Annotated in this window: 11 protein-coding genes; 3 read left to right on the forward strand and 8 right to left on the reverse strand. The window is 65.7% G+C overall.

The window, feature by feature from the left end:
- Positions 1-348: 348 nt before the first annotated feature.
- From RBA41_RS08790 to RBA41_RS08800, 3 genes are read left to right on the forward strand one after another with little or no spacing between them, the layout of a single operon-like run.
- Positions 349-1,611 carry a hypothetical protein gene (locus RBA41_RS08790; protein WP_306623137.1) on the forward strand — a complete coding sequence of 421 codons (1,263 nt, stop codon included), beginning with the start codon at positions 349-351 and terminating at the stop codon, positions 1,609-1,611.
- Positions 1,612-1,621: 10 nt separating this feature from the next.
- Positions 1,622-2,065: a type 2 periplasmic-binding domain-containing protein gene (locus RBA41_RS08795; RefSeq protein ID WP_306623138.1), complete on the forward strand. Its 444-nt coding sequence runs from the start codon at positions 1,622-1,624 to the stop codon at positions 2,063-2,065.
- Positions 2,066-2,067: 2 nt separating this feature from the next.
- Positions 2,068-4,773 carry a bifunctional diguanylate cyclase/phosphodiesterase gene (locus RBA41_RS08800; protein ID WP_306623141.1) on the forward strand — a complete coding sequence of 902 codons (2,706 nt, stop codon included), beginning with the start codon at positions 2,068-2,070 and terminating at the stop codon, positions 4,771-4,773.
- A gap of 243 nt (positions 4,774-5,016) precedes the next feature.
- On the opposite strand, the gene RBA41_RS08805 is transcribed toward RBA41_RS08800, so the two are convergent.
- From RBA41_RS08805 to RBA41_RS08840, 8 genes are all read right to left on the reverse strand, one after another.
- Entirely contained in the window at positions 5,017-5,859 is an 843-nt protein-coding gene (locus RBA41_RS08805; protein WP_306623143.1) for an EamA family transporter, read from the reverse strand.
- A 15-nt stretch (positions 5,860-5,874) separates the two neighbouring features.
- Positions 5,875-6,414: an LOG family protein gene (locus RBA41_RS08810; protein WP_306623145.1), complete on the reverse strand. Its 540-nt coding sequence runs from the start codon at positions 6,412-6,414 to the stop codon at positions 5,875-5,877.
- 13 nt (positions 6,415-6,427) lie between these two features.
- Positions 6,428-7,093 carry a TetR/AcrR family transcriptional regulator gene (locus RBA41_RS08815; protein WP_054263370.1) on the reverse strand — a complete coding sequence of 222 codons (666 nt, stop codon included), beginning with the start codon at positions 7,091-7,093 and terminating at the stop codon, positions 6,428-6,430.
- Between the two features lie 89 nt (positions 7,094-7,182).
- The gene (locus RBA41_RS08820) at positions 7,183-7,728 is read right to left on the reverse strand and encodes a phasin family protein (RefSeq protein WP_306623149.1); all 546 of its coding nucleotides are present in this window, start codon (positions 7,726-7,728) and stop codon (positions 7,183-7,185) included.
- Positions 7,729-7,818: 90 nt separating this feature from the next.
- Positions 7,819-9,657 (reverse strand): hypothetical protein, encoded by a 1,839-nt coding sequence (locus RBA41_RS08825; RefSeq protein WP_306623151.1) that lies wholly within the window; start codon positions 9,655-9,657, stop codon positions 7,819-7,821.
- Positions 9,658-9,815: 158 nt separating this feature from the next.
- The gene (locus tag RBA41_RS08830) at positions 9,816-10,454 is read right to left on the reverse strand and encodes a hypothetical protein (protein WP_306623153.1); all 639 of its coding nucleotides are present in this window, start codon (positions 10,452-10,454) and stop codon (positions 9,816-9,818) included.
- Positions 10,451-11,659 carry a GAF domain-containing sensor histidine kinase gene (locus RBA41_RS08835; protein ID WP_306623155.1) on the reverse strand — a complete coding sequence of 403 codons (1,209 nt, stop codon included), beginning with the start codon at positions 11,657-11,659 and terminating at the stop codon, positions 10,451-10,453. Before RBA41_RS08835 ends, RBA41_RS08830 begins: the two co-directional genes overlap by 4 nt.
- A gap of 98 nt (positions 11,660-11,757) precedes the next feature.
- Positions 11,758-15,441, reverse strand: coding sequence for an EAL domain-containing protein (locus tag RBA41_RS08840; protein ID WP_306623158.1), 3,684 nt, complete (start codon positions 15,439-15,441; stop codon positions 11,758-11,760).
- Between the last annotated feature and the right edge of the window lie 208 nt (positions 15,442-15,649).

Consider the following 15,649-nt stretch of genomic DNA (forward strand, 5'->3'; position numbering starts at 1 on the left):
CGATCTTGTTATGTGGTTGTCCTGCCAACGCAGGGTAGGCCGTGCGGCGCGCGCCGGCCAATGACTTTTTAGCAGCGTGCGATCACCGTTTCGGTATCGCCCCCAAGCCCGGCCAAAGTCAATTCTCACCGAATGTTGCATTTCCGCACCACAAGTTATCAGGACGATTACGTCCGGCAGGATAATCATCGACAAGCGCCACCCTGCTCTATAAAGTCGAGTCTGAACTCCGCGCTGGCCCCGCTCCCGCCAGCCTGACGAACCGACCACTCCCGCACCTGGCCTCCTCGCTTGCGCGCGCACCACCGTGCTGCGCCGCCGTAAGGCATGCACCACCGGACTTTATTCATGCACAAGCTTTACCCACGCCCTGCCCATGTTGCCGCTACCCGCGCCTGCGCCCTGGGCGTCGTGCTGCTGGCCAGCGTCGAGGCGCGCGCGGCCGATACCGATGCCGTGAAGTGGACGTTCGGCGGCTTCGGCACGGCCGCGGTGAGCCATTCCGACAACCGCCAGGCCGACTTCAGCTCCAGCGTGCTCAAGGCCACCGGCGCCGGCCATACCGATGCCTGGAGCCCGCATGTGGACAGCCGTCTCGGCGCGCAGCTCGGCGTCACCGTCAACAAGCAGTGGTCGGGCGTGGTGCAGGTGATTGCCGAACAGCAGCTCGACCGCAGCTACCGCCCCATCGTCGAATGGGCCAACGTGAAATACCAGGCCACGCCCGACCTGTCGGTGCGCCTCGGGCGCATCGCGCTGCCGGTGTTCCTGGCGGCCGACTACCGCAAGATCGGCTACGCCTACCCATGGGCGCGCACGCCGGTCGAGGTGTATGGCGCCATCCCGATCAGTAACAGCGACGGCATCGATGTCAGCTACCGCTGGCGCGCCAATGGCATCAAGTTCGTCAGCCAGGCATTCGCCGGCGGCACCACCCTCGATCTGCTGGATGACAACGAGGTCAAGGCACGCAAGCTGACCGGCGTATCGACCACCGCCGAACGCGGCGCCCTGAGCGGGCGTATCAGCGCCTTCAGCAGCGAGGTGACGATCGACCTGGCCGAATACCTGTTCGACGGCCTGCGCCAGTTCGGCCCGCGCGGCGAGTCGCTGGCGGATCGGTATGAAGTCGAACGCAAGCGCTTCAACGCCCTGACCCTTGGCGCCACCTACGATCCGGGCAACTGGTTCGCGATGGCCGAAATCGGGCGCTTTACCACGCACTCCTTTTTCGGCAAGTCGATTACCGTGTATTCCAGCGCCGGCTACCGCTTCGGCGCGTTCACGCCCTACATCGCCTTCGCCGGCGCCAAGGCCAGGAGCCCGACGCGCGACCCCGGCCTGCCGCTCGACGGCTTGCCGCCCGCGCTGGCCGCGTCGGCTGCGCAGCTCAATGAAGGGTTGAACTACCTGTTGATGAGCGTGCCGGCCCAGACCACCGCCAGCGCCGGCGTGCGCTGGGACGTGCGCCGCAATATCGCCCTCAAGCTCCAGTACGACCGGGTGCGGCCAGGCGAGCACTCGCGCGGGACCCTGTTCAACGTGCAGCCGGGCTTTAGCGCGCGCCCGCGCGTCAACCTGGCGAGCGCGGTGCTCGACTTCGTGTTCTGAGGGCGCCGGCATGAACAACCCTTTTCTTCGCCGCCTGCTGGCCGCCTGCGCGCTCTCGCTCCTGGCGCTCCAGCCGCTGCACGCGGCCGGCGCCGACCTGGTGGTGATCGTCTCGGCCAAAAGCCAGGTCGCCAGCATGCGCGCCGACCAGGTGGCCGACATCTTTCTCGGCCAGGTCGGCACCTTCCCCGACGGCGCCGAAGCGGTGGCGCTCGACCAGCGTATCGGCACCGGCCTGCGCGACGAGTTCTATGCGCGCGTCACGGCCAAGACCCCGGCACTACTGAAGGCTTACTGGACCAAGATGATCTTCACGGGGCGCGGCCAGCCGCCGCAGGAAGCCGGCGACAGCGCCACCGTGCGCCGCATGGTGGCCGATAACCCGGCGCTGATCGGCTACATCGACAAGGCGGCGCTCGATCACAGCGTCAAGGCCGTGCTGGTGGTGCGCTGAGCATGAACGGACCGCGCGCCCGCTTCACGCGCCTGCTCGGACTGGGACAGGAGACCCACATCTCGCTGCCGCTGTTCGCCATGCTGCTGCTGGTGATCATCTGGATGGCGACCGACCACTTCATCGGCATCGAACGCAACGCCGCGCGCGGCGCCGCGCGCGATTCGAGCCAGGAACTGATCGCCACCTACGAAGCGCAGATGCAGCGCAACCTGGGCAGCATTGACCAGACCCTCAAGGTGCTCAAGTACGCGGTCGAGCTGAAAGGCACGGCCGGCGCCCTGCCCGCCCTGAACCAGCAAGGCTTGCTGCCTTCGGGCCTGGTGTTCGTGGTCAGCATCGCCGACCGCGGCGGCATGGTCGTGGCCAGCAATCCGCCTGCGCGCGAGATCAACGTTTCGTCCCAGAGCTACTTCGGGTTTCACCGCGACAGCGACAGCGACACCGGCACCCCTTTTGTGAGCCAGACCCTGCGCGACAGCGCCAATCCCGACTGGCACCTGCATTTCACGCGGCGCCTGAACGACAAGAATGGCCGCTTCGCCGGCGTGGCCATCGTCGAAGTCGACCCGGCCTACTTCACCAGCGGCTACGAGCGTTCGCGCCTGGGCGAGTCGGGCGCGCTCGGGCTGTACGGCGCCGACGGCGTGTTCCGCGCCCTGCGCATCGGCGACAAGGTGGTATGGGGCCAGCGCGCGCCGCCAGTGCCGCGCGAAGCCGGCGCCGGCCAGGTCGTCGCCAGCGACTGGGACGGCGTGCGCCGCTACACCAGCGTGCGCCGCCTGCACGGCTTTTCGCTGACCGCGCTGGTCGGCCTGTCGGAACAAGAATCGATGGCCGCCTTCGAGCAGCAGCGCCGCAACTACCTGTGGGTGGCCGGCAGCGGCAGCGCGCTGCTGGTCATCATCGTCACGCTGGTGTGCGGGTGGTCGTGGCAGCTCACGCGCACGCGGCGCCGCATCCGCCGCGCCCAGGAGACCTATGCCGCCGCCTCGGAAGCGAGCCTGGACGCCTTTTTCGTCATGCGCAGCATCAGTGCCGACGACGGCACGATCGCCGACTTCGTCATCGAGGCCACCAACACGCGCGCCGAAAAGCTGGCCGGCATGGACAAACCGAGCCTGCGCGGCCTGCGCCTGTCGGCCATGCTGCCGGCCTTCCGCGACAACGGCATCTTCGAGGACCTGATCAAGGTCACCCTGGTGGGCGGCGTGCACGAAGCCGAATGGCTGGCCGAATTGAGCGGCGGGCGCACCTGCTGGCTGCACCGCCAGGTGGTGGCGGTCGAAGACGGCGTGGTGGCGATCGTGCGCGACATCACCGAGCGCAAGGTGGCCGAGGAACGCATCCGCCACATGGCGCACCACGACGAACTGACCGGCCTGCCCAACCGCAGCCTGATCCGCGACCGCCTCGACCAGGCCATCCTGCAGGCGCAGCGGCGCGGGCGCTGCGTGGCGGTGGCCTTCATCGATCTCGATGGCTTCAAGCTGGTCAACGATGGGCTCGGTCACAACGCCGGCGACGAACTGCTCAAGGTGGTCGGCGCGCGCATGAGCGCCTGCGTGCGGCGCGAGGATACCCTGGGCCGCTTCGGCGGCGACGAATTCATCATCATCCTGCCCGACCAGGCCGACAATCCGATGGCGGTCGCCCCCATCCTCGAAAAGATCCGCCAGGCGGTCACCGAGCCGGTGCTGCTGGAGGGCCAGGAAGTGCAGGTCAGCTGCAGCATGGGCGTGGTGATGTACCCGCGCGACGGCGCCGATCCGAACACGCTGATGATGAACGCCGACGCCGCCATGTACCGCGCCAAGGAGATGGGCAACAACAACTTCCAGTTCTACGCGCGCGAGATGAACGCCAGCGTGGAAGAAAAACTGGTGCTGCTCGAAGGCTTGCGCGGCGCCCTCGACGACGGCCAGTTCCACCTGCTGTACCAGCCCAAGGTGGACCTGCGCAGCGGCCTCATTTTCGGCGTCGAGGCGCTGATCCGCTGGGAGCATCCGGAGCACGGGGTGGTGTCGCCGCTGCGCTTCATCGGCCTGGCCGAGGAAAGCGGCCTGATTGTCGCCATCGGCGACTGGGTGCTGCACACGGCCTGCCGCCAGAACAAGGCCTGGCAGGATGCGGGCCTGGCGCCGATCACGATGTCGGTCAACGTCTCGCCGCGCCAGTTCGAGGAAAAGCGCCTGGTCGAACGGGTCGCCGCGGCCCTGCGCGAGAGCGCCCTGGCACCGGGTGCGCTGGAACTGGAAGTGACCGAAAGCCTGATCATGCGCGACCTGGCGCAGTCGGTCGGCAAGATGCGCGAGCTGGAGGCAATGGGCCTGTCGCTGTCGATCGACGACTTCGGCACCGGTTATTCGAGCCTGTCGGCGCTCAAGTCCTTCCCCATCAGCAGCCTGAAAATCGACAAATCCTTCGTGCGCGAGCTGGCTGACAATACCGACGACCAGGCCATTGCCAAAGCGGTGATCTCGCTCGGGCACATGCTCAAGCTGCGCGTGATCGCCGAAGGCGTCGAAACCGAGCAGCAGTGCACTTTTTTGCGCGATAACGACTGCGACGAAATGCAGGGTTACCTGTTCAGCCGCCCGGTGCCGGCGGCCCAGATCGCCGCACTGCTGGCCGAACAGGCGCGCATGCAGGCCGGTTGTGCCCTCCCCGCGCGCAGTCTGTACCCACCGCAAGCCGATGCCGCCTGATGCCATCCGGTTGAACTAAATGCGATGCGCGCAGGTCGAATCAGAAGCGATCAACGTCGTCGTGTTCATTCCCTGGTTGGAGGTTCTTGATGCTATCGAAAATACTCAAGGCATTTCCGGCCCTCTTTTCGTTACGCCACAACAGCGATTACAGCGATTACAACAATTACAGCGGGTTTCACGTCCCTGATAGCGCTGCTGAGATGATGCGCGACAACTGGGCAGAGGTCGGGCGCAGCGCCATCACGCAAAGCGCATGGTCACCGCGCCTGCCGCAATCAAACCGACGGCGCACAGGCGATGCGGGCCAAGCTGCTCGCGCAGGAACACGCGCGCGATGATCGCAGCGAACAGGATCGACGTTTCGCGCAGCGCCGCCACCACGGCCACCGGTGCCATGGTCATCGCCCACAAGGCCAGTCCATACGACGCCATGGTGCCGAAGCCGCCCAGCAGGCCGGTGTTCCAATACTGCCGCCCATACGCAAGCAGCGCATGGCGCTTGCCCGCCAGCGCCAGCAAAAGCAGGCCTGCCGTCAGCGCGAACAGCCACAAGGTGTAGGCGACCGGAGCGCCGGACAGGCGCACGCCGGCGCCGTCGATCAGGGTGTAACACGCGATCAGCACGGCATTGAGCAAGGCGAACGAGGTGGCGCGGCGCGCGGCCGGGGTGGCGGCGGCGCGCCCTTGAAGGCTCATCGCCAGTACGCCGCCGCAGATGAGCGCAATCGCGCCGTACTGCAGCCATCTGAGCGACTCGCCGTGCAGCGTCACGCCCGCCAGCGCCACCAGCAGGGGCGCGCTGCCGCGCATCAGGGGATAGGCGTGCCCCATGTCGCCATGCGCATAAGCGGCGGCAACGAGCCGATAGGACGCCACGTGGCAGCACACCGACCCGGCCAGCCACGGCCAGCTGGCCGCCGCCGGCAGCGCCACGAACGGCAGCACCAGCGTGGCAAGTGCGCCCGCGCCGGCGGCGACCAGCACCGTGCTCAGAAGTTTATCGGGGCCCGCCTTGACCAGCGCATTCCAGCTCGCGTGCAGCACGGCCGCGAGCAGCACCACCAGCACGGTCGCGCCGGACATGATCGGGGATGGCCGCTAGCGGGCCAGCAAGCGCGCCAGCAGCGCCTCGGGCTCGGATTCCACCATCATCAGGCGCGCATGCTCGTCGCGCACGAAGGCTTCGCGATTCTGGTGCGCGACAAAGGCCGCCAGCAGGTCGTAAAAGCCGCCGGCATTGAGCACGCCGACCGGCTTGCGGTGGATGCCGAGCTGCGACCAGGTCAGCATTTCGAACAGTTCTTCGAGCGTGCCCATCCCGCCCGGCATGGCGATGAAGCCGTCCGACAGCTCGGCCATCATGGCTTTGCGTTCATGCATGTCGCGCACGATGAACAGCTTGGTCAGGCCGCCATGGGCCAGTTCGCGTTCGACCAGCGCCTGCGGAATCACGCCGACCGCCTCGCCGCCCAGGCGCAGCACTTCGTCGGCGATGACGCCCATCAGGCCCACCTTGCCGCCGCCGTAAACGAGGCCGATGCCCTGCCCCACCAGCGCGCGTCCCATGGCGCGCGCGGCTTCCGCGTACAGCGGCAAGGCGCCGTACGAGGCGCCGCAATAGACTGCGATTGACTTCATCGATTCCTGCTTCTTATTTGAGTTTTTTGAGGTATTCCTCGGACAGCTTCTGGAACAGCAGGTGCGTGTCGCCGCGCAGGTAAGGGCCGATTTGCGAGAGCACCTGGTAGCAGCCGCGCGCCAGCGCATCGGACATGGCCTGCTGCTCCGAGTACTTGCGCGGATTGAGCACGTATTCGTACGACAGCCAGTAGGTGGCCACCACCACCATGTTGGTGGCCATGGCATTGATGTCGGCGTCCGACGCTTCGAGCGACTTTTCGCTGCGCAGGTCTTCGCACAATTCCTTGGCCACCTTGATCTTGTGCGCCAGGATCAGCTTGAAATGCAGTTCGAGCTTGCGGTTACGCGAGAGCAGGTCGTTCAGGTCGCGGTAGAAGAAGCGGTAGCGCCAGATCAGCTCGAACATCAGGTGCAGGTAAATCCATACGTCCTCGATGTTCGAGCGGCGCCCGTCCGGCACCGTCAGGATGCGCTCGATCTCGGCTTCGAACTGCACGAAGATCGAGTTGACGATGTCGTCCTTGTTGCGGAAGTGGTAGTAGAGATTGCCCGGGGAGATATTCATCTCCTCGGCAATCACCGTGGTCGTGATATTCGGCTCGCCGAACTCGTTAAACAGCCGCAACGACAATTCCAGGATGCGTTCTCGGGTGCGGCGTGGAGCTTTCTGTAGCATGGCGGGGGCGGTCGGTGTTTTTTCTCACGCAAGCATAACACCGAACATGCATGTATTCACAGGGGCAATGACGATACCCCGGCGTACGGTCACGCGCCCTTCCCGCCCTCCGGCGCCGGCGTTTTTTTGACCGCGCGCTTGCGCGCCCGCGCCGCCGCCGCCTTGGCAGCTGGCTTGGCCGCCTTCTTGGGCGCCGTCGTGGCGCCTTTGGCGCGCAGTTCTTCCACCAGCTTGCTCAGTTCCTCGACCTTCAAGGCAAGCGCCTGGACTTCCTTCTGGGTCGGCACGCCCATGGTGACCAGTGCGCGCATGACGCGGTCTTCAAACACCTGCTCCATCTTGTCCCACGAGCCGGACGCTTGGCGGCCCACAAGGTCGGCCATGCCGACAGCGGCATCGGCCACGCCGGCGGCGGCCTCCGCCACGGTGCCCGCCTTTTCCCCGGCCATCGAGCGGGTGCGTTTTTGCAGGTCGTTACCTTCCTCGACCAGTTTGCTGAAGACCCGGCTGCCCTCCTGCTGCGCCTTGGCAAACGCGCCCAGGCCAGCCTGCCAGACCTGGTGCGCCGAGGCGCGCACCGTGTCGGCCAGCTGGGTGTCATCGTCAATCGTTTGCGGCTTGAGCTTTTTTTCCATTTAGAAACTCCGTAGATGAGGTGGGGATCGGGCTCGCTGCGGCCCATTCTAGTGAGCTATGTTAGAGCATGCTGTCTAAAGCGCGGGGCGTCAATCCATCTCGGTCCCCGGGCTGGCATCGTCGCCGAATACAGACCGGTAATACATCTCCAGCATTCCCAGGCGCGTATGCGCAAAGCCGGGCGGCGTCTTCGCGAGCAGTTTCCGGATTTCCTTCAAACGCGCGCCGCCCAGGCTGCGGTCGTCATTCTTGATCTTGTCGAGCACGGCAACGGCCTGGTAGCCCGTCTCGTCGTAAGGGCCGGCCGCCACGCGCAGCAGCGCGCTCACTACCTCGGGCGTCATCGGCGCCAGTTGTCCGATGCGCCGCACCGCCAGGGCGCCACGGGTCGCGGGATAGCGCCCGATCAGGATACCGGGGCCGCTGCGGATCACCAGGCCGTAGCCGGAAATCGGCTCGGGCAGCAAGTCGTCGGCATCCTTGCGCAGTGGCAGCGCCAGCAAGCCCGGCAGCACGCGCGCGCGCTGCCTTTGCAGGGCATCCCTGGCGGCGGGCGCGAGTAGCAGGGACTCGACGGCGGCAAGCGGTCCATCGCGCAGGCCGCCTATCTCCGCTTCGATCCGCGGCAAAAGCTGCTCCACGTTGCGCATCAGGATCTGGCTCAGCAAGTATGTGTGTTCCTCGTTGCCGCCGTCTAAAAAACGCTCGTAAAGAAAGTCAAGCGCAGGGCCGCTGCGGATCTCGGCGATCATTCCTGCCACCGCCGCAAGGCAATCCGTGGCACCGGCACGGGCGGCATCCCGATACACGACCTTCAGCATGGGCAAGTCGGACGGCGCCAATGGCGCCAGGCTCGCCGACCTGCATGCCACTTCAGGACAGACGTCCGCCGTACAGCCGGGCGCAGACCCGGCGGCATCGATGGCAAGGGGATTGTTCGGGCGGGCGGCAAGATAGTCGGCGGTGCGCGGCGAGGCGATGCCTTTTCGCATCAGGTCCAATGCCGCAGGCAACAGCACCGGGAGGTTCACGGCATTGAAAAGATGCTGGTCCAGTTCCACTGGCGAGGCCCGCTTTTTCAAGGCAAGCTCAATTGCCGTGTGCATGGCGGCATCGCTGCTGGCCCCATACACCTTCAACAGGTGGGCAATGCCGATCTCGTTGCCTTGTACCGCGAGAAACGGGTCAACCAGATCGGCGCCGAGATGCGGCACGCGCAAGCCCGCCCGCAACTGCGGCAGCGCAATGCCGGCCCGCCTGCCCATGGCGGCCACGAACGGCGCCAGGACCGATACCGTATGCCGGCTCAGGTTCTCCTGCGCCAGCAGCACGTGAAGCGCGTCGATCCGTTGGCTGTCGTGTCCTTCAGTGAATTTCCAGAACAGATCGAAATTCTTGCGATTGACCGCGCCCCTTGCGCCCGGATCGGGATAACTTGTCAACAGATAGCGCGCCCCAAGTTCCGCCGGATCGTCCGGATCCGCCATATAGCACCCAACGCCGACCAAAAAGACTTCCGGGTCCGGGTCATCGGCATGGCTGCGATCTCGCGCCGCTTCGCGCCGTGCAATCGCCGTCCTGGCCAGACAGCGTGAAAAGTGACGTTCGTCATTCAGAAGGCGAATCAGCAAGGGTACTGCGTTCTCACCCCATTCCACCAGTTTATCTACATAACAATGTGAACGTTCGGTCGCCACCCCTTGAAGACGCTGCTCCAGACCTTGCGGCGTGATATTCGTAAAGGCGTTCGCGCACGGCTCTTGCGCGGCGGTTTGCCCCCCCGCTGCAGCGCGAGGAAACACGGCGAGCATCACCATCAGTGCCGTACTGCGTATTGCCTGCGTGAATGTCATTTCCGACACTTCCTGTTGTGAATAAGACGACCGGCCGCACCGGCTCGACTCACGGGCAAGATTTCCAATCTGCATTAATTGTATCCTGCCTTCCGTGAGCCGGCCTTGAAACGCGGCCCTCACAGGCGTTGACCGCCATAAAAACGATCGATTGAACAGGAACTTGATGGATGGTGCATGCTCGCCTCCGCGCTGGCCGGATGCCGGGCAAGACCTGATGCTGCTCCGACCTGTCAGCGGCAGCTCGCGTTCCACGCGTCGTAATCGGCGCCGGTGCGGCGCGCCCAGATGGTGGCGTCGCCGTCGCGCGCGCTGCGGTACACCAGCGCCACCATGTCTTCGCTGCCCTCGCCGGTGGCGCCGACATCGATCGCATGCAGCTCGAACGGCGCCGAGCGCTGGCGCGCGCAGCCGGTGTTGCCGGCCAGCAGAAGGCGGGCCTTGTCCAGCAGCTTGCCCTGCTGCGCCAGCACGCCGACCAGTTCCGTGTCCGGCATGCGCTGCAACAGCTCCACCGGCCTGGCCGGCACCGCGCAGCCGCTGGCGCGGTCGAGCCAGACGAACTGGCGCGCGCGTTCGCCGCCGCTCCACTCGCCTTTCTCGGGCGCGTAGGCAAAGTCGATGCGCTGCATCCGGCACAGCAGCTTGAGCCCGCGCCGGGGCGCCGTGCGCACCGTGGCCGCCACCTGCCACGGCGCAGTGACGCTCGCGCGCGTGACCGCGAACGCCGGCGGCGCACTGTGATTATCGGGAAAACGCTTCTGGTAGTAGGCATGGAAGGACTTGAGCTCGGCCTCGGCCAGCGCGCGCGTCTCCGTGGCCGCCTGGGCGCCTGCCGCGGCCAGCAGCATCGTCAGCAGCGCCGCCCTCATGCGCGCGCGACCCTGCGCCGCTCGGCCGGCTCGCCGGCGCGCATGCGGAACGTAAAGCGCGTGGCGCCGTGATCGGACTTCACTTCCAGCGTGCCGCCGTGCGAACGGGCGATTTCGGCGACGATGAACAAGCCCAGTCCCAGGCCCTCGCTGGCGGCGTGGCCGGAGGCGCGCCAGAACGGCTTGAACAACTGGTCGATGGTGGCCGGCGCGATGGCCGGCCCGCCGTTGAGCACGGAGATTTCCAGCTCGCCGGCATGCACACCGGCCCGCACCAGCACCGGTTCCTCGCGCGCGCCGTGCACCAGCGCGTTCTTGAGCAGGTTCGACAGCAATTGCTGGATGCGCCCACCGTCGCACACCACGCCGTCCGGCAGGTCGACCTCGGCCAGGATGCGGTGTTCCGGATACGCGCCCCGCAGCTCGGCCACCACCTGTTCGAGCGACTGCTGCAGGCCGGCCTCGTTTTGCAGACTGAGCGCAATGCCGCCGCCCATGCGCCCGCGCGTGAAATCCATGACATCGTTGACCAGGGTCGAGATGCGCTGCGCGCTGCGCCGCATGCGTTCGAGCACGCCCGTTGCCTGCGCGCTGAGCGGCTCGCGCTTGAGCAGTTCGACGCCGAGCAGGATCGACGACAGCGGCGTGCGCAGGTCGTGTCCCAGCACGGCAATGAACTGCTCGCGCAGCTCCGAGGTATCGCGTTCGCTCAGCAGCGCGGACTGCGATTCGGTCAGTTTCAGTTCGGTTTCGAGGTGCTTGGAAATGAGCTGGGCGAACAGGCTCATGCTCGACACGGTGGCCGTGTTCGACAGGTTCGCCGGCAGCGGATCGAGCCCGCACAAGGTGCCGAAATAGCTGCCGTCCGGACGCTGGATCGGCAGCGAGATATAGCTCTGGAAGCCGTAGATGCGCGGCGTATGGTGGTTGCGGTAGCGCGCATCCTGGCTGACATTGTCGATGATGACGGGCCGGCCGCTGTCGCGCACCTCTTCGCACAGGGTGGTGGCCACGTCGAGGCCGTCGCCGACCTTGAGGCCGAAGCCGAGCCGGTCGAGTACGGCGCAGGTGGTCCACGAATCCCCGCTCACGCGCGCGATGCAGACAAAGCGCAGTCCCGTGATCGCGGCGACCGCTTCGAGGATCGTGGGAACTGATGAAATCGCCTCAATGGCGGCGATATCGGCAGCTAGCTCTGTTTGCATCAATCTCTCTTGCGCGAAAACCGCGTTGAACGGACCGCAATCGTATCATGCGTTCCGGGTGCGGGAGATTTTCAGGCAGGCTGGCGTGCCGCCTCCTGTCACGCGGCCTGGCGCCCGTGCATCTGGTGGTGCAGGCGGAAGCCTTCGCGGATATTCTCGCGCAGCACCGCGCCCTTCCACGGCTTGGTGTAGAAGCGGTCGATCGCGCCATGGTTGATCGCCGCCATGATCGGGGTCAGGTCCGAATACGCCGACAGCATGATGCGGAAGGTATCCGGGCACAGGTTCTTGACCCGTTCCATGAATTCGGTCCCGCTCATGAGCGGCATGCACTGGTCGCACAGGATCACCTGCACCTTGTGGCGCGCCAGGATGTCGAAGCCTTCGGCCGCCGTTTGCGCCGTCAGGATGCGGTAGCCGTCCTGCGCCAGGAAGTCCGACAGCACGTCGAGCATGAAGGCGTCGTCGTCGACGATGAGCAGGGTCTGCTGGTTGAGCAGGGATTCGTCGAGCGGCGGCATCAGGTACTTGCCGTCGCTGAGCATCTGCTCGAACTCGTCTTCCGGCAGCGGACGGCTGAAGTAGTAGCCCTGCATCTCGTCGCAGCCGTGGCGGCGCAGGTACGCCAGCTGCGCATCCTTTTCCACGCCCTCGGCGATCACCTGCAGTTTCAGGCTGTGCGCCATGTTGATGATGGCCAGCACGATGGCCGCGTCGTCCGGGTTGCTGGTCACTTCGCGCACGAAGGCGATATCGATCTTCAGTTTGTCGATCGGGAAGCGCTTCAGGTACGCCAGGCTCGAATAGCCGGTGCCGAAATCGTCGATCGAAATCTGGATCCCCAGCGCCTTGAGGTTGCGCAGCACCGTGATGGTGTCTTCCGCGTTCGACATCAGCGAGCTTTCGGTCAGCTCGAGTTCGAGCAGTTCGGGTGCGATGTCGTGCACCTTGATCGCATTGAGCACTTCCTGTTCCAGGCCGCCGACGAAGAACTGGATGCCCGACACGTTCACCGACAGGTGCACCGGCCCGGTCTTGGTCTTGCCCCATTCGCTGATCTTGCGGCACGCTTCGTTGAGCACCCAGGTGCCGACCCGCACGATCAGGCCCGTCTCTTCCAGGATCGGGATGAACAGCGCGGGCGAAATCATGCCGTGGCCCGGCCGCTTCCAGCGGATCAGCGCCTCGGCCCCGCTGATGCGGCCCGACCCGATGTGCACCTTGGGCTGGTAGTACAGCACGAATTCGCCATTGTCGATGGCGCGCCGCAGCGCGTTTTCCAGGTCCAGGCGCGCCAGCGACTGCGCGTTCATTTCCGCCGTGAAGAAGCGGAACGCATCGCGCCCGGCTTCCTTGGCGCGGTACATGGCCGTGTCGGCGTATTTGATCAGGGTGTCGGCGTCCAGGCCGTCGTCCGGATACACGGTGATGCCGATGCTGGCCGTGACCGTCGCTTCATGTCCTTCCAGGTCGAACGGGCGGCGCAGGCTCTCGCGGATCTTGTCGACCACCGCGATGGCGGTCTGCGGGCCTTCGGGCAGCATCAGGATGGCGGCGAATTCGTCGCCGCCGAAGCGCCCGATGGTGTCGCGCACGCGCAGCGAATCGACCAGGCGGCTGGCGAATTGGCGCAGCAGCTCGTCTCCGATCGGGTGGCCGAGCGTGTCGTTGATGGTCTTGAAGCGGTCGATGTCGAGAAACAGCACCCCCACCGCCCAGCGGTGTTCCGCGGCCTGCTCCAGCGCGCGCGTGAGCGAGGCGTAGAACTGGCTGCGGTTCGGCAGTCCGGTCAGGGTGTCGAAGTGGGCCAGTTTCAGCAGGCGCAGTTCGGATTCCTTGCGCTCGGTGATGTCGCGCGCCACCGCCACCAGGATCCAGCTCGACCCGGAACGCAGCGTGCGGCGCTGCACTTCGACCGACAGGGTCGAGCCATCCTTGCGCTGCACCAGCATTTCGGTCATGGCGCCCGACTGGTCGCCCGACAGCATGCGCTCGTACAGGTCTTTCAGGCGCAGCTTGTTGTTCGCGTCCTCGCCCGGCAGGGCCGGCGCCGACAGCGCCAGGAAATCTTCACGCTCGAAGCCGAGCATGCGGCAGGCGGTGGCGTTGACGTCCACAAAAGCCATGCCGGAGCGGTCGATCAGGAAAATCGCGTCGGCGGTGGCGTCCATCGCGGTGCGAAAGCGCCGCAAGTCTTCATCGAGGCGGATGCGCGCCGTCATGTCGGCGGTCAGCTGGGCATGGTGGCGCTTGATTTCTTCGTACAGCAGCAGGTTTTCGTAAGCCACCGCGATCTGCGCGCTGACCGTCACCGCCACGCGTTCGTCGACTTCCGAAAAGCCGTCGGCGCCGAGTTTGTCGACCAGGTACAGCCAGCCGTGCACGCGCTCGCGCGCGGCGATCGGCACGCCCAGGAAGGAGTGCACCGGCGGGTGTCCCTGCGGCAGGCCGATCGAGCGCGGATCGCCGTCGACGCCCTCCATCCGCACCGGCACGCACTCGTCGAGCAAGGTGGCCAGCACCCCGGCGCGCGGGGTGGCCGCCACCACCCGCGCCAGGCGGTTCTCGCCGCACGAGGAAAAGTAACTCAGTTCGTCGGCGCCTTCGTCGAGCACCCCGATGCAGGCATATTTGGACACGCAGATGTTTTGCGCCACGCGGCAGCCGATGCCGAGCAGCGCGGTCGGGTCGCGCTCGGCCCCGAGTTCGATCCCCAGCTCGATCAGGGCGGTCAGGCGCAGGCTCACCGCCTGCAGGCTCGACAGGGAACTGGAGAGCCGGTCGGTCATCTGCGACAGGTCGTACGAGGGCTCGGGCATGCCGTGGCTGGCGATGCGCGACAATACCTGGCTGCTGCTCGACTCGACTTCGACCAGATACTCGGCCATCGTGTTATCGATCAGCAGCATGCGGTTCGGCTCGGCGGCCGGCGCGGAAAACGCGGGCAGCAGGACCGGATCGGTGATGCCGAGCGCCTCGTGCACGGTGCGCAGGATCACGTCCGGGTCCGACGGCTTGGGCAGCACCCAGCGCACGCCGCAGGCTTGCGCCATCTTGTTCGCTTCGCGCTCGCGGTAGGTGGCCGTGTAAAAGATCACCGGCAGGCCGGCCACGGCAGGGTCTTTGCGCAGGTGCATGACAAACTCGTAGCCATCCATGTTCGGCATGAGGATGTCGGAGATGATCAGGTCGGGGCGCTCGGCGTACACCATCTTGAGTCCCTCGACCCCGTCGGCGGCCTCGATCAGGCGGTAGCCGCCGTAGCCGAGCAGGGTCATCAGGAATTCGCGGTTGAGCACATGGTCGTCGACGATCAGGATCGTGGCCTGCCCGGCGCCGTGCGGCTTGCTGGCCGGCGCGCCGGCCGGCTCGGCGGGGGCGGCCTCGGGCGCGCTCACCAGTTCGGACGGCGCCAGCAGCGGCAGAAAGCTTTCCAGCTGGGCGACAAAAGTGTCCGGCTCGATCGGCTTGCCGATGTAGCCGTCGAAGCCGGCGTCGAGCAAGCGTTCGCGGTCGCCCACCATGGCCAGCGCGGTGACCGCCAGCACGGGAATGGCGGCCAGCGCCGGGTCGCCCTTGAGCGCGGCGACCACGCCGTAGCCGTCCAGACGCGGCAGGTGCACATCGCAGATGATCAGATCGGGAATCGCCTCGCGCGCGGTATCGACGCCGCTCACGCCGTCGTACGCCGTCAATGGGGTATAGCCGAATGCCTTCAGCAAATACACCATCAATTCCATATTGGTGGGATTGTCTTCGATGATAAGGATGCGTGCGGACACTGTTGCGCTCCTGGGTTAAAACCGGTACTCGTGCAACTGGTGGAATCGCATTTTGAGCTCGTCTGTTGCATCCTGACACATCCGCACGCCGATAGGCAATTGTGCGCAAGCTTATCACCGGGACAGCGACGCAAGCAGTCGCTATTCGGCGACAAAATCCGGTTCAGTAATGCAATGAAAACAAGAATCTCACCAATACTATCGAGCA

Origin of the sequence: Massilia scottii, assembly GCF_030846495.1 — a bacterium.
In the GTDB taxonomy this organism is placed as follows: Bacteria; Pseudomonadota; Gammaproteobacteria; order Burkholderiales; family Burkholderiaceae_D; genus Telluria_A; species Telluria_A violaceinigra.

Coding starts and splice junctions, on each gene's coding strand:
- RBA41_RS08790 (WP_306623137.1), top strand. CDS start 349: ATGCACAAGCTTTACCCACGCCCTGCCCATGTTGCCGCTACCCGCGCC.
- RBA41_RS08795 (WP_306623138.1), top strand. CDS start 1,622: ATGAACAACCCTTTTCTTCGCCGCCTGCTGGCCGCCTGCGCGCTCTCG.
- RBA41_RS08800 (WP_306623141.1), top strand. CDS start 2,068: ATGAACGGACCGCGCGCCCGCTTCACGCGCCTGCTCGGACTGGGACAG.
- RBA41_RS08805 (WP_306623143.1), bottom strand. CDS start 5,859: ATGTCCGGCGCGACCGTGCTGGTGGTGCTGCTCGCGGCCGTGCTGCAC.
- RBA41_RS08810 (WP_306623145.1), bottom strand. CDS start 6,414: ATGAAGTCAATCGCAGTCTATTGCGGCGCCTCGTACGGCGCCTTGCCG.
- RBA41_RS08815 (WP_054263370.1), bottom strand. CDS start 7,093: ATGCTACAGAAAGCTCCACGCCGCACCCGAGAACGCATCCTGGAATTG.
- RBA41_RS08820 (WP_306623149.1), bottom strand. CDS start 7,728: ATGGAAAAAAAGCTCAAGCCGCAAACGATTGACGATGACACCCAGCTG.
- RBA41_RS08825 (WP_306623151.1), bottom strand. CDS start 9,657: ATGCAGATTGGAAATCTTGCCCGTGAGTCGAGCCGGTGCGGCCGGTCG.
- RBA41_RS08830 (WP_306623153.1), bottom strand. CDS start 10,454: ATGAGGGCGGCGCTGCTGACGATGCTGCTGGCCGCGGCAGGCGCCCAG.
- RBA41_RS08835 (WP_306623155.1), bottom strand. CDS start 11,659: ATGCAAACAGAGCTAGCTGCCGATATCGCCGCCATTGAGGCGATTTCA.